At 36.4% G+C, this 22,740-nt stretch carries 20 protein-coding genes and 1 pseudogene; 5 read left to right on the forward strand and 16 right to left on the reverse strand.

Annotated elements, in window-relative coordinates; genetic code table 11:
• Window positions 1-19: 19 nt before the first annotated feature.
• The 4 genes from MKY02_RS17315 to MKY02_RS17330 all read right to left on the reverse strand — a co-directional run bounded on the left by MKY02_RS17315 (window position 20) and on the right by MKY02_RS17330 (window position 5,704).
• Window positions 20-982, reverse strand: coding sequence for an NAD(P)H-dependent flavin oxidoreductase (locus MKY02_RS17315; protein ID WP_076065443.1), 963 nt, complete (start codon window positions 980-982; stop codon window positions 20-22).
• A 134-nt stretch (window positions 983-1,116) separates the two neighbouring features.
• Window positions 1,117-1,794 (reverse strand): LrgB family protein, encoded by a 678-nt coding sequence (locus MKY02_RS17320; protein ID WP_076065444.1) that lies wholly within the window; start codon window positions 1,792-1,794, stop codon window positions 1,117-1,119.
• Window positions 1,791-2,450, reverse strand: coding sequence for a CidA/LrgA family protein (locus MKY02_RS17325; RefSeq protein ID WP_246832426.1), 660 nt, complete (start codon window positions 2,448-2,450; stop codon window positions 1,791-1,793). The genes MKY02_RS17320 and MKY02_RS17325 overlap by 4 nt, the downstream gene beginning before the upstream one ends.
• Window positions 2,451-2,614: 164 nt before the next feature.
• Window positions 2,615-5,704 carry an efflux RND transporter permease subunit gene (locus MKY02_RS17330; protein ID WP_076065445.1) on the reverse strand — a complete coding sequence of 1,030 codons (3,090 nt, stop codon included), beginning with the start codon at window positions 5,702-5,704 and terminating at the stop codon, window positions 2,615-2,617.
• Window positions 5,705-5,820: 116 nt separating this feature from the next.
• Between MKY02_RS17330 and MKY02_RS22075 the strand changes: the two are divergent.
• Both MKY02_RS22075 and MKY02_RS17335 read left to right on the forward strand, forming a co-directional pair.
• A pseudogene (locus tag MKY02_RS22075) lies at window positions 5,821-5,946 on the forward strand (TetR/AcrR family transcriptional regulator); the annotation flags it as partial.
• Window positions 5,947-6,111: 165 nt separating this feature from the next.
• Window positions 6,112-6,645 (forward strand): hypothetical protein, encoded by a 534-nt coding sequence (locus MKY02_RS17335; protein ID WP_246832427.1) that lies wholly within the window; start codon window positions 6,112-6,114, stop codon window positions 6,643-6,645.
• 302 nt (window positions 6,646-6,947) lie between these two features.
• Here MKY02_RS17335 and qoxD read toward each other — a convergent pair whose 3' ends face one another.
• The 9 genes from qoxD to pdhA all read right to left on the reverse strand — a co-directional run bounded on the left by qoxD (window position 6,948) and on the right by pdhA (window position 17,408).
• Complete coding sequence (gene qoxD / locus MKY02_RS17340; RefSeq protein WP_076034181.1) at window positions 6,948-7,229, reverse strand: cytochrome aa3 quinol oxidase subunit IV; 282 nt, start codon at window positions 7,227-7,229, stop codon at window positions 6,948-6,950.
• Window positions 7,229-7,831: a cytochrome aa3 quinol oxidase subunit III gene (gene qoxC / locus MKY02_RS17345; RefSeq protein ID WP_038183643.1), complete on the reverse strand. Its 603-nt coding sequence runs from the start codon at window positions 7,829-7,831 to the stop codon at window positions 7,229-7,231. The genes qoxD and qoxC overlap by 1 nt, the downstream gene beginning before the upstream one ends.
• Window positions 7,831-9,774, reverse strand: a complete 1,944-nt coding sequence (gene qoxB / locus MKY02_RS17350) for a cytochrome aa3 quinol oxidase subunit I (protein WP_038183641.1) — start codon at window positions 9,772-9,774, stop codon at window positions 7,831-7,833. Before qoxB ends, qoxC begins: the two co-directional genes overlap by 1 nt.
• 35 nt (window positions 9,775-9,809) lie before the next feature.
• Window positions 9,810-10,721 (reverse strand): cytochrome aa3 quinol oxidase subunit II, encoded by a 912-nt coding sequence (gene qoxA, locus MKY02_RS17355; RefSeq protein WP_038183638.1) that lies wholly within the window; start codon window positions 10,719-10,721, stop codon window positions 9,810-9,812.
• A gap of 691 nt (window positions 10,722-11,412) precedes the next feature.
• On the reverse strand, window positions 11,413-12,195 hold the full coding sequence (locus tag MKY02_RS17360; protein WP_038183635.1) for an SDR family NAD(P)-dependent oxidoreductase: 783 nt from the start codon (window positions 12,193-12,195) through the stop codon (window positions 11,413-11,415).
• 343 nt (window positions 12,196-12,538) lie between these two features.
• The gene (gene lpdA / locus MKY02_RS17365; protein ID WP_038183632.1) at window positions 12,539-13,954 is read right to left on the reverse strand and encodes a dihydrolipoyl dehydrogenase; all 1,416 of its coding nucleotides are present in this window, start codon (window positions 13,952-13,954) and stop codon (window positions 12,539-12,541) included.
• A gap of 4 nt (window positions 13,955-13,958) precedes the next feature.
• The gene (locus tag MKY02_RS17370) at window positions 13,959-15,281 is read right to left on the reverse strand and encodes a dihydrolipoamide acetyltransferase family protein (RefSeq protein ID WP_340711569.1); all 1,323 of its coding nucleotides are present in this window, start codon (window positions 15,279-15,281) and stop codon (window positions 13,959-13,961) included.
• Window positions 15,282-15,311: 30 nt separating this feature from the next.
• The gene (locus tag MKY02_RS17375) at window positions 15,312-16,289 is read right to left on the reverse strand and encodes an alpha-ketoacid dehydrogenase subunit beta (RefSeq protein WP_038183626.1); all 978 of its coding nucleotides are present in this window, start codon (window positions 16,287-16,289) and stop codon (window positions 15,312-15,314) included.
• Between the two features lie 3 nt (window positions 16,290-16,292).
• The gene (gene pdhA / locus MKY02_RS17380; protein ID WP_038183623.1) at window positions 16,293-17,408 is read right to left on the reverse strand and encodes a pyruvate dehydrogenase (acetyl-transferring) E1 component subunit alpha; all 1,116 of its coding nucleotides are present in this window, start codon (window positions 17,406-17,408) and stop codon (window positions 16,293-16,295) included.
• Window positions 17,409-17,766: 358 nt separating this feature from the next.
• On the opposite strand from pdhA, the gene def reads away from it, so the two are divergent.
• Window positions 17,767-18,324, forward strand: a complete 558-nt coding sequence (def, locus tag MKY02_RS17385) for a peptide deformylase (RefSeq protein WP_038183620.1) — start codon at window positions 17,767-17,769, stop codon at window positions 18,322-18,324.
• Between the two features lie 54 nt (window positions 18,325-18,378).
• Here def and MKY02_RS17390 read toward each other — a convergent pair whose 3' ends face one another.
• The gene (locus MKY02_RS17390; protein ID WP_038183618.1) at window positions 18,379-19,152 is read right to left on the reverse strand and encodes a Cof-type HAD-IIB family hydrolase; all 774 of its coding nucleotides are present in this window, start codon (window positions 19,150-19,152) and stop codon (window positions 18,379-18,381) included.
• A 282-nt stretch (window positions 19,153-19,434) separates the two neighbouring features.
• Here MKY02_RS17390 and MKY02_RS17395 point away from each other — a divergent pair, with 282 nt between their 5' ends.
• Together MKY02_RS17395 and rnjA are read left to right on the forward strand one after the other, a co-directional pair.
• A complete protein-coding gene (locus MKY02_RS17395; RefSeq protein WP_038183616.1) occupies window positions 19,435-19,644 on the forward strand; it encodes a DNA-dependent RNA polymerase subunit epsilon in 210 nt (69 codons plus the stop codon).
• Between the two features lie 4 nt (window positions 19,645-19,648).
• Window positions 19,649-21,316 (forward strand): ribonuclease J1, encoded by a 1,668-nt coding sequence (gene rnjA / locus MKY02_RS17400; protein WP_038183613.1) that lies wholly within the window; start codon window positions 19,649-19,651, stop codon window positions 21,314-21,316.
• Window positions 21,317-21,450: 134 nt separating this feature from the next.
• On the opposite strand, the gene MKY02_RS17405 is transcribed toward rnjA, so the two are convergent.
• Both MKY02_RS17405 and MKY02_RS17410 read right to left on the reverse strand, forming a co-directional pair.
• Entirely contained in the window at window positions 21,451-22,110 is a 660-nt protein-coding gene (locus MKY02_RS17405; protein ID WP_038183611.1) for a potassium channel family protein, read from the reverse strand.
• A gap of 144 nt (window positions 22,111-22,254) precedes the next feature.
• Window positions 22,255-22,713 (reverse strand): TlpA disulfide reductase family protein, encoded by a 459-nt coding sequence (locus MKY02_RS17410; protein ID WP_038183608.1) that lies wholly within the window; start codon window positions 22,711-22,713, stop codon window positions 22,255-22,257.
• Between the last annotated feature and the right edge of the window lie 27 nt (window positions 22,714-22,740).

A 22,740-nucleotide genomic window follows, 5' to 3' on the forward strand; every position in this document is an offset into this window, starting at 1 on the left:
TCAGGCTAATATAGCCTTTTTATTGTTCTCCCCATTTTAAGCGTATTTCCGTTGCCTGCGCAACCATTCGCTGTATAAGTCCCTCTACAGTCGGTTCATCTTGGATTAAACCTGTTACCTGTCCAGCCCAAGCAAACCCTTCATGTTCTTTACCTTCATATATATATTTTTTATTTGCTTGACCACTTATATAATTTTTTAAAGCTTCGTATGTTGGAGTTACTTTTTCAATATCAAGAATTTGATCCGTCCAACTATTTCTAATTGCTCGTGCTGGTGCGCCTATAGTTCGTTTAATTACAGTCGTGTCTGCTTCCGTGCTATTAATCAAAGCGTTTTTATACACAACAGATGCATTGATACACTCTTTCGTTGCGATAAAACGTGTCCCCATCTCAATACCTTCTGCACCTAACGCAAGGGCTGCCATCCACCCACGTCCATCACCTATACCTCCTGAAGCAATCACAGGAATAGAAACAGCATCTACAACTTGAGGTACTAGTACCATTGTCCCGATATCATCTCTACCTAGATGGCCACCACCTTCTTGTCCTACAACCATAACGGCATCTGCACCTAATTCTTCAGCTTTTTGAGCTTGTCTACGCGCAGCAACTAATACCAGTTTCTTAATATCTGTTCCCTCTAATTGCTTAAAAATTGGTGCAGGATTACCACCTGTCATTGATACAACTGGCACTTTCTCTTCAATTGCTACTGCTAACATATTCTCAAATGGTCGACCATGCTGGCCAATAGCGTAATTGACACCAAATGGACGATCTGTTAATTCACGTACTTTGTGAATCTCATTTCGTAATGCTTCAGGATCATCTAAACTCATCGCTGTAATTTGACCTAATCCTCCTGCATTTGATACAGCAGCGGCTAAATCTGCATAAGCTAAATAAGCAAGTCCACCTTGAATAATTGGATACTCTACACCTAATAATTCTGTCACTCTTGTTTTCCATTTCATTTGTTTTAACTCCCCCTTATTTTCCTATAATAAATTGGTTCGCCGAAAAATAGCAAAAACCTTTTTTCATTATTATTTCCCAAGAAATAATAACAGCATGTGAAAAATTCAAAAGGAATTTCCACATGCTGTTTTTAAAATATAAGCATTGCAAATAAGGGACAAATAAATGCACCAATAACAGCACTTAGTGTCATTGATACAGAGCCCATGGATAAGGTTTTTTCTCCGTATTCAGTAAGTTTGGAAACTCCGAATCCATGTGCCCCTCCTCCCATCGAGATTCCTCTGCTTACAGCGGTATCAATTTTACACACGCGGAAAATAAAAGGCCCCAGAATGGCGCCAGTAAACCCTGCTACCATAACAAATACCGCTGTCATTGCTGGAATACCACCTAAAGAGCCACTTACTTGCATTGCAACTGGCGTTGTAATCGATTTCGGCAGTAACGATCTCACCATTTCATCATCTAATCGTAATAACTTTGCCAAGGCAAAAACACTAATCAGTCCTGAAATCATAGCTACAACAACACCCGAAATAATTGAAAGTTTATATGTTTTAATCATGTCCCGTTGCATATACAATGGATATGCTAAACTTACAACTGCAGGTCCAAGCATTGTATCAATCCATTTCCCACCAGTCATATATGTTTCATACGAAATATTACTTAATGCTAGAATCAAAACACCAATAATCGTTGTTGTTAAGATAGGCAGTAAAAATGGAGTCGAAAAACGAGCATATAATTTTGACATTAGATAAAAAATTAAAATAGTTATAAGAATAATGGCTACAGCTTTCATTTTACGCCCTCCTTCATTTCTTTAGATCCTACTCTTTCTTTCCCCTCTAAATATTTACATATTTTACCTGAAAAAATAATTGTGAAAATAGTACTAGCAATAACTGTGAGTAATAGTAAAATACCATTCAAGGATAATAATTCAGGATGCTTAATAACACCTACAGTTGCCGGTACAAAAAACAACGGTAAAATCGCTAACATGAAGCCTGCCCCATCTTCAATTAATGCCACTGGCATTATTTTACTAAGCAACAGAGCTAATAAAATGAGTAAACCAACAATACTACCTGGAAATTTGACACCTAATAAATTTACGATAGTCGTACCGACAAATGAAAAAATATATAGTACTACCATTTGTAAAATTATTCGCATCGATTTAATTGATTTTCGTTTTACAGTATTGATTTTCTCAGAGTATTTCTGTTTCAATTGTGTTGAATCCACTTGTGTTGTTGAGTAGTCTTTTACTTCTATTTTCTGTTCTGCAATTTCACTTATTTCAGATTCATTTACCTCTGGTTCTTTTATCCCAGGCTCATTTTCAACTATTTCGCTTACTTCTGGCTCTTTTACTTCTAGCTTTTTAATAACTATCTTGTAATTGCTTGTTTTGTGTTTAACTAACTTGTAATTGCCTATTTTAGATTGCATTTCGAAACTCTCCTTTTAACACATACCTTGTTTATGAAGTAATACGAAATATTGTACGCCTATCTTTCCTAGATGTCTATGAATCTAACTGGAATAAAAAAGAAGCTACCCTTCATTAACTATGTAATGGTAGGTAGCTTCTTTCCTATTTTCATTTATTAATATTAATCGTCAAAATTTTCAGTTGCACGATTCTTTTTAAGCATTTTAGACAATAATTCATAAACAAGTGGTACGATGATTAACGTTAAAACAGTAGAACTGATTAAACCACCGATTACTGTTACGCCTAGGCCTTTTGAAATCAAGCCGCTTCCTTCTGCACCAATGGCAAGTGGAATTAAAGCACCAACTGTTGCTAGTGCAGTCATTAAAATTGGACGAAGACGTGTTGCACCGGCTTCTAATATCGCTTCACGCATTGTCATTCCTTCATGCTCCATATGAATAACACGGTCGATTAATACGATCGCATTTGTCACTACGATACCTATTAACATTAAAAGACCAATCATTGAAGATACACTGATTGTTTCGCCAGTTATCCATAGCGCTACTAAAGCACCAATTACGGTAAATGGTAGTGAGAACAGGATTGATAATGGTGCTAAACCTTCACCAAAAGTAACTACAAGGATGAAGTAAACAATCGCAATTGCTGCTACCATAGCTAAACCTAATTGAGTGAATGCTTCAGCCATATCTTCTGCTACACCACCACTATTCACTTCAACATTGTTTGGTAAATCTAGTTTATCAATGTCTTTTTGTACAGCACTAGACGCTTTTGTAATGTCTTTAGAAGTGACTGTTGCTGTTACACTCGCAAAAAGTTTTCCTTTACTACGATTAATTTGAGATAAAGTTGTACCCTCTTTGACATCTACTACTTCTGAAAGTTTAACTTCCATACCAAGTGGTGATTTTATTTTTTGTTTCAATACATCATTAAAATCATCAGGTGATGCTGTTTCTTTATGAACAGAAACTTCTATTTTTTTGCCGTCCTTATCAATTGAAGTTAATACTTCTGATTGGACGTTTGGATTAATCGCCATAGCAATTTGTCCTGTAGTTAAACCAAGTTTTTTCACTTTATCTTGGTCGATTACTAATGTATGTTCATCATAAACTTCAGAAAGAGATGCTTTTACATCTTTTAAATCATCGCGTTTATTCATGATTTTTTCGATGTTTTTGACAACTGGTTTGATGTCTTCCATCGTATTACCATAAACTGAGTAATTTAACTCACTGCTTGAACCTGACATAGAGAAATCTTGGTTTTTCCAAGTTCCTGTTTGGTTAACTGCAACGACTTCTTCTACTAATTTAGTTTTTACATTACTAAAATCTTTTGTATCTGGATCATAGATAATGTACATTAAAGCACCATTCGAAGCACCTGGCATCATAGGATTAGCTCCACCTATTGATACTTGAACTGTTTGAACATCTTTTTTGTCCATTACCATCTTCTCTACTTCTTCAACGTCTTTAATAACGCTATCACGTGTTTCTCCTGGTTCTGGAGTATACGTTAAGTAGACCATTTTCTGTTCATCTTCTGGCATGAAACTAAATCCTACAAACGGAGCCAAGAATAGACTTGCTACTAAAATAACAATTGTACCAATTGAAGTTACTAGTTTATGGTCAAGTACCCAACTAAGTAATTTCTTATAGCTTTGTGATAACTTACCATGTTCTTCTTTTTTCGATTGTTTTTTACCATACAGCTCTTTTTTAAATAGAGAATGTGCTAAAACTGGTACAACAGTAATTGCGACGATTAACGATGCCCCTAGAGCAAATGCCATTGTTAATGCAAACGGCATAAACAATTCGCCAACCATTCCTCCTACTAATCCTAGTGGTAAGAATACAGCTACTGTAACTAGTGTTGAAGATAGAATTGGCTTGAACATTTCAATCGTTGCTTCACGAATTAAAGCACGACCATGTAATTTCTCACCTTCTAAATATATTCTTCTATAAATATTTTCAACTACTACAATAGAGTCATCAATTACACGACCAATCGCGACCGTCATAGCAGCAAGCGTCATCATATTTAATGTAATATCCATTTGTTTCAAAATTAATACAGAGATTAGTAGTGATAATGGAATTGATATAATCGATATGATTGTAGAACGAATATTACGTAAAAATAGCATGATAATAATAACGGCAAAAATAGCACCGAATAATGCTTTATCTAACATTGTTGATACAGACTTCTCAATAGGTTCACCTTGGTCCATCGTGATATCAATTTTCATGCCTTTATTATCTTTTTCAAATTGTTTTGAAGCTTCTTTTACGTCATTTACAACCTCAACCGTATTGGCTTCTTGCGATTTTACTATTTGAACCGCAATTGCCGATTCACCATTTGTACGAGAAACCGATTCTACGTCACCGATCAGTTCGATTTTAGCGAGTTTACCTAATTTCACAAACGGTTCAGCTAGAGGTTGTTGCTGAGTTAATCCAGCCCCTGCTTGAGGTTGAACAGGAATATCTAAGTTTTTCAGCTCTTTTAAAGTTGTTAATTTACCATCGACTACGACCGATTGCTCCGCATCCTTAAATTGGAACATGCCAAGAGGGACTTTAATATCCATTGCTTGAATGTATTGCTTAACCTTCGATTCATCTAGACCATATTGTGCTAATTTCTTTTGGTCATATGTTAATTGAACTTTTTCAACTTGTTGACCAGTTACTGATACTGAAGCAACACCGTCGATTGCTTCCATTTTAGGAACGAAGTAATCTTCTACTGTTTTTGTTAACTCTTCGATTGTTTCTTCTTTATCAGAAACACTTAACGCTACTACCGGGAAGGCATTAATATTAACTCGATCAATGGTTGGTACTTGTGCAGTTTCTGGAAGATCAATTTTTTCAATTGCTTCCTTTACATTGTCAACTGCTTCTTTCATATCCGCACCATATTTAAACTCAATTTGAAGACTTGAGGCGTTTTGATATGAATTTGAGTAAACAGATTTTACTGATTTTAAATTATTAACTGCCTTCTCAAAGGGAATTGAAATATCATCTGTTACTTGCTCTGGTGTAGCACCAGGATAAACTGTTGTTACTGTAACTATTGGAATTGAAATATCAGGAATTGATTCAAGCTTCATTTTCAAGCCTGCATAAACCCCCGCCACAGCTACGATAATTGTTAATAACCATACCGCTAGCTTGTTTTTTAGCATAAATTTAATTGTAGAATGCACCTTTGCACCGCCTTTTTTGACTATTTGGTCACTATTCTATATAATAATGACTGATTAGTCAGTTGTCAAATGCTATGAATAGGGAGTGAGTTATTATATCTAAGCAACAATTAATTATTGAAAAGGCAGTAGAATTATTTGCGAAAAATAGTATAGCATCGACCTCTATTCAAGATATAACAGATGCATGCGGTATTTCTAAAGGAGCCTTTTATTTATCTTTCAAATCAAAAGATGAGTTATTCATTGCTATATTTGAACATTTTTTACGAGAAATTATTGGTCAATATAATGATTTATTGGAAAGTGACATACCTCCAAAAGAAAAGATTAAAAACTATTTTCTTTTCCATTTTCAACTATTTGAAGAAAAATTACCATTAATATCTATGTTTATGAAGGAACAAATGCATCCAATTAATGAACAAATTCTTCAAAGATTAAATTATTATAAAGATCTTAGTGATAAAACTACTCTAGCATTATTAACAGAAGTATATGGAAAGCGTATTGCTCCCTTTCAATATGACATTCTCATTTCTTTAAAAGGAATCATGCATGGATATTCAGAATTTATCCTTTTCCATAGACAACCATATGATTTCGTTCAATTAAGTTCTACTCTTATTGAAAAAGTAGATATTCTTGTAGAGCATTCAAAAAACACTTTCCTTACTGAACAATTATGGAACTCAAAACCACATTGTATGCAGGAGTATTCTGTGACTGCATTCGAAGTACAAGAAGAAGTAAATCGTTGGCATGAAATTTATAAAGGACACCCTATCATTGAAGACACATTATCTTTAATAGAAGCTGAATTAAAACTTAAAAATCCTCGTCCTGCTTTATTAAATGGAATGATGGCGAACCTTAAACAACATGATAACTTACAATGGCTAGCCTTATTACTAAAACAATATATAGTACACCTTTCATAAACACAAAAGAGATAGTCGTACCAATGCACGACTATCTCTTTTTATTATTTGTGAAAATCAAAATTAACACTTGTTCCAAACATTATACTCGACTTTAAAAAGATTTATGTCTAGACGGTCATTATTAGAAACTATACTTTCATCTTCACTCTTAAATTCAAAGAACTTTCAATTTAAACATGTATGTTAGCTTATAATTAGCGCACTATCAGACTCCGAGTAACAGTAGTTAATTATTTCTTTCCAAAAATAAAAAGCAGTCCAAAGTATTTAAACTTTGAACTGCTTTTTCTATTATTATCTTAGTATCCCCAAATCATTGTTAACAATGAGCCAAAGACTGTCACAAGACCAACTACTACAGCGTAAATGACACTTGTATATAGAGTTTTTTTATCTTCTGTTTCTCCGATATGCATGAATAACACAAGTTGTACAACAGCTTGCGCTAGTGCAGTTACACTTAAGATAGTCATTGCAATACCTTTAGACATATCAAATGTAATTACACTTAGAGCAGCGATCGTTAAAATAAGGGAGCCAACAAAACCTACAACATGTTCTTTTGGAAATAATTCTTTCATCATCCCAACACTCCTTTCAGATAAACGAAGCTGAAGATGAAGATCCATACGACATCTAAGAAATGCCAGTATAACGAGAAGATAAATGCTTTGTTTGCAGTTTGAGCATTTAATCCACGTTTAACTACCTGTACGATAATCGCAATACCCCATAGTAAACCGAAAGTTACGTGAGCACCATGCGTACCTAATAGTGTCATTAATGATGACAAGAATGCGCTTGTTGTAATTGTTGCACCTTCATTAACATATGTTACGAACTCAATTACCTCAACAGTCAAGAAACCTGCGCCAAGTAGCAATGTCAAGATATAGAACACTATCATTGCTTTGACACGACCAATTCTCATCGCATGTACACCAAGTCCAATCAAGAAACTACTTGTTAATAATAAGAAAGTTTCTATTAAAACTGGCGGCATTTCGAAGATGTCAATACCAGCAGGACCTGAACCTGTGCGATCTGTTAATACAAAGTACACAGTAAATAGAGTTGCAAATAACATAATCTCAGCACCTAGGAAAATCCAAAAACCGAAAATCTTTAATCTATTTTCCTCTGTACGATATTCTAATGGAAGTGATGTGTTTTCTTTAGACATTATTTGTCACCTCTCAATTGACGTTCAGTTGCTTCAATTTCAGCCACTTCAATATAGTGACCGTGATCTTTTTCAAATGAACGGAATGCCATAAATCCAAGAGTAGCTATACCAAATACGATAACAGCTGTCCATACACTAAATACAAAGAAGAATGAGAATAAGAATAGTACGCCGGCCATCCACATTGGAGCACCACTATTATTAGGCATATGAATACGTTCATATTCGCCTGCCGTAATATCGCGACCTTCTTTTTTCGCATACCAATATTCATCCAATTGATTAACTTCTGGTACAACCGCAAAGTTATATTCAGGTACTGGACTATGTGTTGCCCATTCAAGAGAACGCGCATCCCAAGGGTCGCCGTTTTCGTCGCGTGGGCTGTGGCGGAAGCTGTAGTAAATGTTGTAACAAATAAGCGCAAATCCGACTGCCATACCTAGAGCCCCTAGGAAGGAAATCATATTTAATGTACCGTAACCAGTACTTGCAGAATAAGTGAACATACGACGTGCATAACCGTCTAAACCAAGAATGAATAACGGGAAGAATGCAACATTGAATCCAATTGCAATGCACCAGAAAGCAGCTTTCCCTAATTTTTCATTTAAGCGGAAGCCAAATATTTTCGGCCACCAGAAATGGTACCCTGCTAATACACCGAATACGGTACCCGGAATTAATACATAGTGGAAGTGGGCAACTAAGAACATCGTATTGTGATATTGATAGTCAGCACTTGCCATCGCTAGCATTACCCCTGTTACCCCACCAATAGTGAAGATTGGAATAAATGCAAGCGCATAAAGCATTGGGGTTGTAAATTGAATCTTACCATGCCTCATTGTAAGCAACCAGTTAAAGATTTTAACCCCGGTCGGTACAGCAATTAACATTGTAGAGACTGAGAAAATACTGTTTACCATAACTCCATGGCCCATTGTATAGAAATGGTGAGCCCATACCATAAATGATAGTAAAGAAATTACGATCATACTCATAACCATTGATTTATAACCAAATAAGTTTTTACGTGAGAATGTTGAGATTACCTCACTGAAAATACCGAACGCTGGTAAAATAACGATATATACTTCAGGGTGACCCCAAACCCAGAAAAGGTTAGCCCATAACATATCCATACCACCGTCAGACATGGCAAAGAATTTAGTACCAAATTGACGGTCTAATGTCATAAGCGCAAGTGCCACTGTTAAAACAGGGAAAGCAAATGTAATGATGACATTTGTAATTAATGCTGACCAAGTGAACATAGGCATTTTCATTAATTTCATACCTGGTGCACGCATTTTCATGATTGTAGTAATGAAGTTAATACCTGTCATTAACGTACCTAAACCTGATAATTGTAAAGCCCATGCATAATAGTTATTCCCAACATTTGGACTGAATTCAATACCAGCTAGTGGGAAGTATGCAGTCCAACCAGCATCTGGTGATCCACCAATGATGAAGGAAACATTTAATAATCCTGCACCTGCAGCAAATAGCCAGAAGCTAAGTGCATTTAATCGTGGAAACGCAACGTCACGTGCACCAATTTGTAATGGTACTACAACGTTCATTAACCCGATAATAAACGGCATTGCCATGAAGAGAATCATGACTAAACCGTGAGTTGTAAAGATTTCATTATAGTGTTGTGCATTTAATAAGTCATTTTCAGGAACAGCAGTTTGTGCACGCATTAATAATGCGTCAATACCACCTCTAAATAGCATGACTAATGCAACAATGATATACATAACACCGATTTTTTTATGGTCAACTGTAGTTAACCAATTTTTATAGAAATAGCCCCATTTCTTGAAGTAAGTCAAACCAGCAACAATTGCAATGGCACCTACAACAATACTAACGGCCGCACCCATGATCATTGGTTCTTTCATCGGCTCAAATAATTCTTCCATGCTCATTTTTGTAACTCCTTTCAATCATCTAATCTAGCTATCTAGTGATTAGAATGGTCCATTTCTCCATCAGACATATCCATTCCATCCATTTCTCCATCAGACATATCCGATGATTTTCCATGATGCATTTCTGGAGCCGGACTGAATGTTAAATGTGTAGAAGAGAAACTTTTACGTCCTACGAAGTCTGTATCTAATAATTCATTGAATGTTTTCTCTGTTAACTCAGGCTCTTTCGCTTTTACGTCAGATACCCATTCGTCAAATTTCTGTTGAGACATTGTTTGTGCTTCAAACTCCATTTGTGCAAAACCTTGACCATTAAAGTTTGAGTTTCTACCAAAAAATGATCCTTCTACATCTGCTGCCATATGAAGTTTATTGACCATATCACTCATTGCATATTTTTGACCAGCTAATTGAGGAATCCAGAAACTTGTAATTGGACCAAATGAATATAGTCTAAATTCAATTGGACGATCTGTTGGAATGTTGACATAGTTTACCGTCTCAACGCCTTCTTCTGGATAGCTAAAATGCCATTTCCAGTTAGAAGATGATGCGTATATTACAAGAGGTTTTGTATTGTCATAACCTGTTTGTTGACTTTCAACTTTCGATGTTGTACTAATCGTAACTATTGATAGAGCAGTTACGATAAGAATCGGAATAACTGTCCAAATAATTTCGAGTTTTGTACTACCTTCTTCATGCGGTGGTTCATAATCACTCGCAGATTTAGATGCGCGATATTTCAAAAGCATATTCGCTAATAATAGATAAACAACTAACAATATAAATGCCATCACGATAATGGATAGAATGATTGTATTCGATAAAGTCTTCGCATTTGGACCTTTTGCATCAAAAATCATTAATGGTTCACAGCCAGATAAGAATAAAGCCATGATTGACATCAACGCCGGCAAGATTAGCATTTTTTTCTTCATGTTGTACTCCCTTCAAAAAAACAACTTACTTGCTTAAATGTTTTAGAATATTAAATCGACCTTTTTAAAAATTGTCCTCCTAAAAAATAATAGTATTCCAAAACAAAAAACACATTTTGAATTCGCAAGATTATTAAAGGTTACTCCTTTTGTTTGGAACAACGATGAGACAATTCATAGTAGTCTCAATGTTTTAATAGCCTACTTAATTGAGGGAAAGCATTAAATACATTCTCACGTTTCCAATAGGAGAAATTAGGCACCCAGGTTTTCGCGCCTAAGACTCTTCAGAGGAACTTTCACATCTCTTGCTTGATTCAAATGAAATTATAACTCCTTATACTTAATAAAAAAATCAAAACCTCTCCATAAACTTAAGATTTTCACATCATTATGAACGTTCTATGTACGTTTTTTGTACAAAATGTGTACTGGCAATAATTACATTGGTCTATTTAATTCATATTTAACAACTCTTCCTTAATAAGGATTATTACATATTTACTATAACTTTAATTAAAGGAAGAATGTACTATCGTAGTTAATGAATATGCAAAATAAAAACACCACCAGGAAGTTTGTCTAAACAAAGACATCCAAGTGATGTTGTTATTTTAATATTTTAAAAGTTTTTCATTCTGAAAAACTAATTTCCTTCTACTTTAAAACAAAAAATCGTATTTTTTCATAATTAAAGTACTGGCGCAGAGCCACCATCGATATTAACTGCAGTACCACTAACATAAGAAGCTGCATCTGATACTAAGAAAGTGATAACATTTGCTGCTTCCTCAGTTTCACCAATCCGACCAAGAGGAATATTTTTCCCCATTTCTTCAGAAAATGCATTCCAACTAAGTCCCGGAGCGTTTGTTTGCCATTTCCGCTCTATTTGTGAGCTACGAATTAGTCCGATACAAACAGTATTTACACGAATCTGCTCTTTCCCTAAATCTTTACTCATCGCTTTCGTTAATGCTAACCCAGCCGCACGACTTACAGACGTTGGTAATGATGATTCGGACGGTGCTTTTCCTTTTACAGCAGTAACATTCACAATTGCTCCTCCACCTACCGCCCTCATATGAGGAATCGCAAATTTAGAACAATTCACAGCACCATATAGTTTTAAATCCAGATCATCTTGCCAAAGCTCATTTTCTACAACTTCAAATGGACTAGCAGAACTTGTACCGGCATTGTTCACTAGAATATTTATTTGTCCATAATGTTCAATTGTTTCATTTATTATTCTCTCGCAATCTTCTTTTATCGATACATCCGCACACACAGTATGTACTTTCTGCCCTGTTTCCAAAAAAATCACTTTCGACGCATGTATTAAATTCTCTTCATTACGTGCACAAATTGTAACATCGGCACCCTCATTAGCAAGCTGTAAGGCTGTAGCAAGTCCGATTCCTTTACTGCTTCCTGTTACAATCGCTACTTTTCCTAGTAAACCTAAATCCATTTTTCAGCACTCCCTTGTTGTTCTGAATAAATAAATTCAATTCCGATAAAAAAGTACCTTGTCGTTCACCCCTATAAATACAGGATTATTATACCATATTTATATATAGCTACTTTGTAAATTAATTATTAATATTACATACCTATTAATCCTGCATATAATATAGAGGGAATTTTTTTGGCATTCATAATTTAAGTAACTTTTAATTCTCTCTATATTTATATTCTATTAAATTCAACTTCTTATAATGACAATACAATTGCATTGAATCTAGATATTTTCTCATAAAAAAACCTCTTGAAGTCCTAGAACTTCAAGAGGTTTACTAATTGGCAAAGCCATTTTATTTTTTAGCTACGATGTGAATTGGATTTCCAAGTAATACTTCAGCAGTTTCCATAGTGATTTCACCTAGTGTTGGATGTGCATGAATAGTCATGGCAATATCTTCTACAGTCATACCTGCTTCGATTGCTAAACCGATTTCAGCGATCATATCAGAAGCACCAGCACCAACGATTTGACCACCTAGTAATAAGCCATCAGCTTTACGAGAAACTAATTTCACGAAGCCTTCTGTTTCATTTAATGCTAATGCACGGCCGTTTGCTCCGAATGGGAATTTACCAGCTACTATTTCATAACCTTCTGCTTTTGCTTGGTCTTCTGAAAGACCTACAGTTGCCATTTCTGGATCTGTGAAGCAAACAGCAGGGATAGCTAAGTAATCTACTACTGATTTTTCACCAGCAATTGCCTCAGCAGCTACTTTACCTTCGTAAGAAGCTTTATGAGCAAGTTGTGGTCCAGCAACGATATCACCGATTGCATAAATGTTTGGTATATTTGTACGGCATTGTTTGTCGACTTTTAATAATCCACGTTCACCAAACTCAAGACCTAGTTCTTCTAAGCCAATTTCGTCAGTATTTGGACGACGACCAACAGTTACTAATACGTAATCAGCTTCAACAGTTTTTGCTTCGCCTTTTACTTCATATTTAACAGTAACGCCTGTTTCTGTTTCTTCAACGCCTTGAGCAAGTGCGCCTGTTTCGATTGTAACGCCTTTTTTCTTAAGACCTTTTTTAACAATCATTGTCATTTGTTTTTCGAAGCCAGCTAGAATATCTTTGCCACCTTCTAGAATTGTTACTTCAGAACCAAGGTTAGCAAATGCTGAACCAAGCTCAGTACCGATGTAACCTCCACCAATAACAACAAGTTTCCCAGGCACTTCTTGTAATGAAAGTGCGCCTGTAGAGTTTATTACGCGTTTAGAAAATTTGAAAGTTGGGATTTCAACAGGGCGTGAACCAGTTGCTAAAATCGCATTTTTGAATGTATACGTTTGTGCAGAGTCTTCGTTAATAACACGGATTGTGTTTGCATCTACAAAGTAAGCTTCTCCACTTACTACGTCTACGTTGTTGCCTTTTAATAAGCTTGATACGCCACCAGTTAATTTTTTAACTACGCCGTCTTTAAATTCTTGCGCTTTTTTGAAATCGATGCTAACTTCAGGAGCCACAATACCCATGTCTGCTGAGTTTTTAGCATGTTCTAAGCGGTGACCGACTGAGATTAATGCTTTTGAAGGAATACAACCAACGTTTAAGCATACGCCACCTACGTGTTCTTTTTCAACAACTGTTACTTTTTGTCCAGTTTGTGCTGCACGGATTGCTGCAACATATCCACCTGGGCCTGCGCCAATTACAAGTGTATCTGTTTCGATTGGGAAATCTCCTACTACCATTTTCTTACGCCTCCATTAATAATAATTCGGGCTCGCTTAACAAACGCTTAATATGATTTAACGCATGTTGCGCTGTAGCACCGTCGATCATTCGATGATCAAAGCTCAATGATAATGCTAACACAGGTGCCGCTACAATTTCACCATTTTTTATTACAGGTTTCTCTGCAATTCGACCAATTCCTAATATAGCTACTTCAGGATGGTTAATTACTGGCGTAAACCATTGGCCACCTGCAGAACCTATGTTTGTAATCGAACAAGATGCACCTTTCATTTCATTTGGTGCTAATTTACCGTCACGTGCTTTTGTAGCAAGCTCATTAATCTCGTCAGATACGGCAAATACCGATTTGCGATCTGCATGTTTAATAACAGGAACTAGTAAGCCTTTATCTGTATCGGCAGCTATACCGATATTATAATAGTGTTTTTGCACAATTTCTTGTGTTGCGTCATCAAGTGAACGATTAAATTCAGGGAATTCACGTAATGCGCTAACTAAAGCTTTTACTACATACGGTAAATAAGTTAGTTTGATACCTTTTTCAAGAGCTATTTCTTTGAATTTCTTGCGGTGTGCTACAAGTTCTGTTACATCCACTTCATCCATTAATGTTACGTGTGGAGCTGTTTGTTTTGAATGAACCATTGCTTTTGCAATAGCGCGACGAATACCCGACATTTTCTCACGTGTTTCAGGGAAGTCGCCTTCTAATACTGGTTGTACAGAAGCTTTATCATTAGTTTTTCCAGAAACTGTAGACTCTTCTGTAACTGGTGATTCTACAGCCTGTGATTCAGCTTGTGATGGGCCACCACTCATAAATGATTCCACATCATCTTTGACAATTCGTCCATTTTTACCTGAACCCGATAGTTGTTTAATATCAACGTCATTGTCACGTGCAAACTTACGGACTGATGGCATTGCAATAACACGTTTGTTCGGGTCAGCTTCCACAGATGGTTGTGATGCTACTGTTGTTGTTTCTGCTTTCGGAGCTTCTTCAACAGCAACTTTTGTTGGTTCTTCTTTTGTCGATTCTTCTTCATCATGATGACCTTTTAGTTGAATATCTTCATATCCAGGAGCGTCTACTCGTAGTAAAACTGTACCAACTGTTGTAAGAACTCCTTCTTCAACAAGGACTTCTTCAACTGTACCTTCTACCGGAGAAGGGATTTCAACGACCGCTTTATCATTTTGTACTTCACAAAGCACGTCATCTTCTTGAATTTTGTCACCTGCTTTTACAAACCATTTTACAATTTCACCCTCATGGATTCCTTCACCAATATCTGGTAATCGAAATTCAAATGCCATATGTTTCACCCTTTCTGTTTCGAAAACGAATTAGAATGTTAGTACTTTTTTCGCTGTTTCAACAATATCTTTTGCATTCGGCAACCAAACTGCTTCTGCTTGTGGGAACGGGTAGATTGTATCCGGCGCTGTTACGCGTAGTACCGGCGCTTCAAGGCTAAGGATAGCACGCTCTGTAATTTCAGCCACTACATTAGCAGCAATACCTGCTTGTTTTTGTGCTTCTTGAACAACAACCGCACGACCTGTTTTTTCGACAGAAGCAATAATTGTTTCAATATCTAATGGTTGAATAGTTCTTAAATCAACTACCTCAACTGAGTACTCTTCTTTTTCTAATAATTCAGCAGCTTTTAGTGATTCGTGCACCATTGCACCATATGCAAAGATTGATAAATCTGTTCCTTCTCGCTTTACATCAGCTTTTCCTAGCGGAATAGTATAAGACTCTTCAGGAACCTCTTCACGGAACGAGCGATATAATTTTAAATGCTCTAGGAAGATCACTGGGTCATTATCACGAATAGAAGAGATTAATAAACCTTTTGCATCATAAGGAGTTGATGGTACAACTACTTTTAATCCCGGTTGAGATGTCATTAAACCTTCTAAGCTGTCCGAGTGCATTTCTGGTGTATGTACACCACCGCCGAATGGAGAACGGATTGTAACAGGTGCACCAAGTGCTCCACCTGTACGGTAACGCATACGCGCTAATTGTCCGCTTACAGAGTCCATTACTTCATATATAAAACCAAAGAATTGTATTTCTGGAACCGGACGGAAACCTTGAAGCGCTAGACCGATTGTTAATCCACCAATTCCTGATTCTGCTAGTGGCGTATCGAAAACGCGATCTTCTCCAAATTCTTTTTGAAGACCTTCAGTTGCACGGAATACCCCTCCGTTGACACCAACGTCTTCACCGAACACTAAAACGTTTTCGTCATCTTTTAATTCGCAGCGTAGTGCGTCTGTAATTGCTTGAATCATCGTCAGTTGTGCCATCGGTTACTTCGACTCCTTCTCTTTGAAGATTTCGTATTGTTCTTGTAAATTATATGGTAAATCGCCATCATTCATATTACGGATCAGTTCTGTTACTTTTTGTTTCGGTGCCGCATCCGCTTCTTTAACAGCCGCTTTAATTTCTTCTTTAGCTTTTTCAATTACTTCTGCTTCTTTTTCTTCGCTCCATAAACCTTTTGCTTCTAAGTATTTTCGGAAACGTACAATTGGATCTTTCTTTTCCCATTGTGAATCTGTGTCAGAAGTACGGTAACGAGTTGGATCATCTCCAGCCATAGTATGTGGACCATAACGGTAACACATTGTTTCAATTAATGAAGGACCCTCACCATTTACGGCACGTTGTCGTGCATCGCGAGTTGCTACGAATACTGCAAGTGGATCCATTCCATCTACTAAGATACTAGGAATACCTGCCGCAATACCTTTTTGAGCGATTGTTTTCGCAGCTGTTTGCAATTCACGTGGTGTTGAAATAGCAAATTGGTTATTTTGAACGATGAAAATTGCTGGTGAACGAAACGCTCCTGCAAAGTTAATACCTTCGTAGAAATCCCCTTGAGACGAACCACCATCACCTGTATAAGTTACAGCAACGGATTTTTTGCCTCGTTTTTGCATACCAAGTGCAACTCCAGCTGTTTGAATATACTGAGCACCGATAATAATTTGTGGTGGTAACACATTAACATCCTCTGGAATTTGATTACCTATGAAATGTCCACGCGAGAACAAGAATGCTTTAGAAAGCGGTAGTCCGTGCCAAACGATTTGAGGCACATCGCGATATCCCGGTAAAATATAATCTTCTTTTTCAAGTGCATAGTGTGAAGCAATTTGAGAAGCTTCTTGACCAGCTGTTGGCGCATAGAATCCTAGGCGTCCTTGACGATTTAATGAGATTGAACGTTGGTCTAAAATACGCGTGAAAACCATTCGGCTCATTAACTCAACTAATTCAGTATCCGATAATTTCGGATCTGCATCTTCGTTGACAATTTCGCCTTCCTCATTCAAAATCTGAAACATTTCAAATTTTTCTTCAATCTCATGCAAGTTTGCAACTGGATCGAATTGCTTTGATTTTTGTGAAGCCATGTTACCACATCTCCTCTGTGTCTGTATTATAAATATTCTTCGTTTTAGTAATACAACGTTTCTTCATTTTCAGTATACTGAATTAAAATAAATAGGTCAATCATTGTTATGATAATGCTTACATTATTTTTTTCTTACTATTCGGAAAAAGCTGTACCATAAACCCTCAGACAACTGTATTATACAACAGATTCATTTTCCCACTCTTTACTAGAACAGACTTTTACCACGTATTATGTATTCCCAGTTGTCGTAAAGTTAAACAAATAATCTTCTAAGAATCTCTCTTTTTCATTGAACGATTGTCGTTGTACGTTATACTATGGATATAGATTTTGTATCGAAAGGAAGAAACGAAATGATTTTAATGGATAATGTAATTCGCGAAGGCCATCCAACATTACGTACCCGCGCGAAAGAATTAACTTTTCCCCTAACACCTGAGGATAAAAAATTAGGTCAAGACTTACTTGAATTCCTTATTAATAGTCAAGACCCTGTAATAAGTGAAAAATATGACTTGCGTTCTGGAATAGGTATTGCCGCTCCGCAAATAAATGAATCAAAAAGAATGTTTGCTCTTCATTTACATGATGACAATGACAATCAAATCAGCTTCGTCGCTGTAAACCCGAAAATCGTTAGTCATTCAGTTGAAAACACTTATTTAACAAACGGTGAAGGCTGTTTGTCAGTTGATCGTAACGTAGCTGGTTACGTACCACGCCATGCACGTATTACAGTTAAATACCATACACTTGATGGTGAAGAAATAAAAATGCGCTTAAAAGGCATACCCGCAATCGCGTTTCAACATGAATTAGACCATTTAAATGGTGTCATGTTCTATGATCATATCAATGAATCCAACCCATTCGCTGATGTACCAAATTCTCAACCAATTGAAAACAATTAAAAAAAAAGCCTTACTATGAATCGTAAAATCATAGTAAGGCTTTTTTATTGTTTTCTATACCAATTGTAATTTTTCCATTGCTTTTACTAATCCATCTTCATCTACATGATCAGTTACAAAACTCGCTACAGTTTTCGCTTTAACATGACCATTTCCCATTGCCACACCTGTTCCAACTGCTGTTAACATTTCAACATCATTTAAACCATCACCGAAAGCTATCGCATCTTGCATTTCAAAATTAGTATATTCAAGTAAACGTTCAATCCCATATGCTTTAGAAACACCTTTATTTAATACATCACAACAATAAGTATGCCAACGAACTAACTGCAACTCAGGAAAAGCCGCTGCATATTCTTTTTCTTCTTCGACACTTACATACAATAAAACTTGATAAATAGGATGATTTAAGTAGAAATGTTTATCCAGTCTTGGCATAGGATAGAGTAATGAAGTCAAGCTTTCCTTTATCTGATGATGCTCTGGAACAGAAGTAACCATCTCTTGATCATCTAAAAAGACTAATGGTTTATCCTGTTTCTCCACATAGTTTACAAGAGCCTTCAATTGTTCAAGTGGAACTGGCTTCAATGAGATAGGGTTCCCCTTATACACAACATATTGCCCATTAAAACAAACATAAGAGTCTACTTTTAGCGTTTCAAGAACTTCCTGAATCATAAACGGGGCTCTACCCGTAGCAATAACCACTTCATGACCATTATCTTTTGCCTTTTTGACCGCATCAATTGTTGTCTGTGGAATTTCTTTTTTCGAATTATAGAGTGTACCGTCAATATCAAAAAACAATATTTTTTTCTGCATATTAAATTACTTCCTCTCTTTTCTTGTATTCCCATTTGTTAAGCAAAAAGACTTTACAGTAATAACTTAATATTGTATAATGTCCACGAGGAGTGATATGCCATGTTTAAACGCCTTAAAAAACAATTGTTGAAACGGCTTAATGGCTTGCTCGGAAAAAAAACAATCGCTTAAGTATATTTGCCCTTCATAATTTTGGAGGGCTTTTCTTTATTTTAAGTTACTAGCGTGATAATATAAAGGAAATGCAATTATTTTGAACGTGTTAAAGGAGAGCATATTATGATTTACAAAGTTTATTATCAAGAAAATGCGCTTGAAGTACCAGTTCGCGAAAATACTCAATGCTTATATTTAGAAGCGGTAGATGAGCGTGAAGTTCGTCAAAAACTTAAAGACCGTAACTACAATATCGAATTTATTCAATTGCTTGAAGGAAACTACTTAGAGTACGAACAAGCAAGCGAACATTTCCACGTGGAGAAACTCTAAACGTATGAAGTTTGTCAAAAATGACCAAACAGCGGTTTTCGCACTCGGCGGACTGGGCGAAATCGGTAAAAATACGTATGCCGTACAATTCCAAGATGAAATTATCTTGATTGACGCAGGAATTAAATTCCCTGAGGACGATCTATTAGGTATTGACTATGTTATACCAGACTACACTTATTTAGTAAGAAATGTAGACAAGATTAAAGGTCTATTCATTACTCATGGTCATGAAGATCATATTGGTGGTATTCCTTATTTGCTTCGTCAAATTAACATTCCTGTATACGGTGGCAAGCTTGCACTAGGTTTGTTACGTAATAAATTGGACGAGCATGGTTTACTTCGCCAGACAAAAATGATTGAAATCCAAGAAGAGGACATTATTAAATTCCGTAAAACTTCTGTGAGCTTCTTTAGAACAACCCACAGTATTCCGGATGCATACGGTATTGTTGTAAAAACTCCTCCTGGTAATATCGTTCATACAGGAGATTTCAAATTCGACTTCACTCCTGTCGGTGAACCAGCAAACTTAACAAAAATGGCTGAAATCGGACGCGATGGCGTGTTATGTCTACTATCTGATAGTACAAATGCAGAAGTTCCTAATTTCACAATGTCTGAACGCAAAGTTGGAGAAAGTATTGATGAAATTCTACGCAAAGTGGAAGGTCGTCTTATTTTTGCAACATTCGCTTCAAATATTCACCGATTACAACAAGTTACGGATGCCGCTGCTAGACACGGACGTAAAATTGCTGTATTTGGTAGAAGTATGGATAACGCTATTACAATTGGCCGTGAATTGGGCTATATCACTGCACCAAAAGAAACTTTTGTTGATTCACAAACGTTAAATCGTTTGCCAGCTAACGAAGTATTAATTCTTTGTACAGGTAGCCAAGGTGAACCAATGGCAGCACTTTCTCGTATTGCCAATGGGACTCACCGTCAAATCCAAATTCAACCTGGTGATACTGTTGTATTTTCATCTTCACCAATCCCAGGGAACACAATTAGCGTTAATAAAACAATTAACTCATTATTCCGTGCAGGTGCAGAAGTTATTCATGGTTCATTGAATAATATTCATACTTCTGGTCACGGTTCTCAAGAAGAACAAAAACTAATGCTTCGTCTGATTAAACCAAAATTCTTTATGCCAATCCATGGTGAGTACCGTATGCTTCGTATGCATGCTGATCTAGCTATTGATTGTGACGTAGAACCAGACAATACGTTCATCATGGAAAATGGAGATGTCCTTGCACTTAGCCCTAATACGGCTGCTGTATCGGGCCGAATTCCTTCTGGTGATGTTTATATCGATGGTAACGGAATTGGTGATATCGGTAATATCGTTTTGCGCGATCGCCGTATCCTTTCCGAAGAAGGTCTAGTCATCGTTGTGGTTAGCGTGAATATGGAGACACAGAAAATTGTTTCCGGCCCAGATATTATCTCTCGTGGTTTCGTATATATGCGTGAATCCGGAATGATGATTAATGAAGCTCAACAAATGTTGAACCGTCACTTACAACGTACATTACAAGACAAAACACCTCAGTGGTCAGAACTGAAAAATGATATCACTGATGCATTAGGACCATACTTATTTGAAAAAACAAAGCGTCGTCCAATGATTTTACCGATTATTATGGAAGTTTGATTACAAAAGGGTAGAGATTTTAAAATCTCTACCCTTTTTATATTTTTATGGCGAAAGTCTAAAGTTCGCATAAATCTTCAAAAGAATTATTCATCACTAGCTCTCAAAATAAATAACCCCAAAGCATTATGCTCTTAATTCATCATTTTCTTCTCAAAACGACTAATATCAACATCTGCTCCGATAACAATTAAAATATCACCTTCATGAATGACCTCATCCGCTTGCGGTGAAACGATGATTTCGTGCCCTCTTTTAATCGCTACAATATTAATACCATATCTTACCCTGATGTCTAAGTTAATGATTGTATGGCCTTCTAATAAATGATTTGCCTTAATCTCCATAATTGAATGTTCATCAGATAATTCCAAGTAATCGAGTACATTATTTGACATCATATTATTCGCAATACGAATCCCCATATCACGTTCTGGATGAACAACATGATCTGCCCCTATTTTTCGTAAAACTTTTTCATGGTAATCATTTTGGGCTTTCACAGTAATCTTCTGCACCCCAATTTCTTTTAACATCAATGTAGTTAAAATACTCGATTGGATGTCGTCACCAATTGCTATGATTACATGTTCAAAGTTGCGAATCCCAAGTGATTTCAAAACTGATTCATCCGTGGTATCTGCTACGACTGCCTGCGTGGCGATTGGAGCAAATTCGTCGACTCTTTCTGGTTGTTTATCTATTGCCATTACATCAGCACCTTGTTGTATCAGCTCCGAAACGATACTGCCGCCAAAACGACCTAAACCAATGACAACAAATTCTTTTTTCATGAAAATTTCCCCCGATACTGTAAAGAATGGACATAGTGTAACACAATACATTTAAGCATACAAACACAGCTATTGCTATTTTTTCCAATAAAAAAAGAATTATCCTTATAAAAACAGGACAATTCTTATGATATTCGAAATGACTTATGCGTCAGCGTTACGAACTTCGTCTAATACACGGTTTACGCGTTTTTCAAGCATTTTCATACCGCTACCACCTGCTTGGAAATGACGAAGTTGACCTTCTTTATCAAAAACATAATAAGCAGGTACATATTGGTTATCGAAAGCGTCAGTTAACTTCATTTCACCGTCAACAAAAATTGGTTGTGTAATATCATGTTCAGCTGCAGTTTCTTTAATAACGTCCAAGTCTAAATCACTTTCAGAACGCGGCATATGCACTGCAATAACATTTAATTCTTTACTGTATTCATCACGGAATTTATTGACATCTGGCATTGCTTCTTTACATAAATGACAGCTTACAGACCAGAAATGGATTAGTGTTGGTTTATTACCGATTAAGCTCGCTTTTGATACTTTCCCGTTTAACCAAGCTGTTTCGCCTACCAATTCAGGCATTTGAGCACGTAGTTTCATGTTTAATCACCTCATAATGGAATTCGT

It is taken from the genome of Viridibacillus sp. FSL R5-0888 (genome assembly GCF_038009105.1).
Classification (GTDB): Bacteria; Bacillota; Bacilli; order Bacillales_A; family Planococcaceae; genus Viridibacillus; species Viridibacillus arenosi.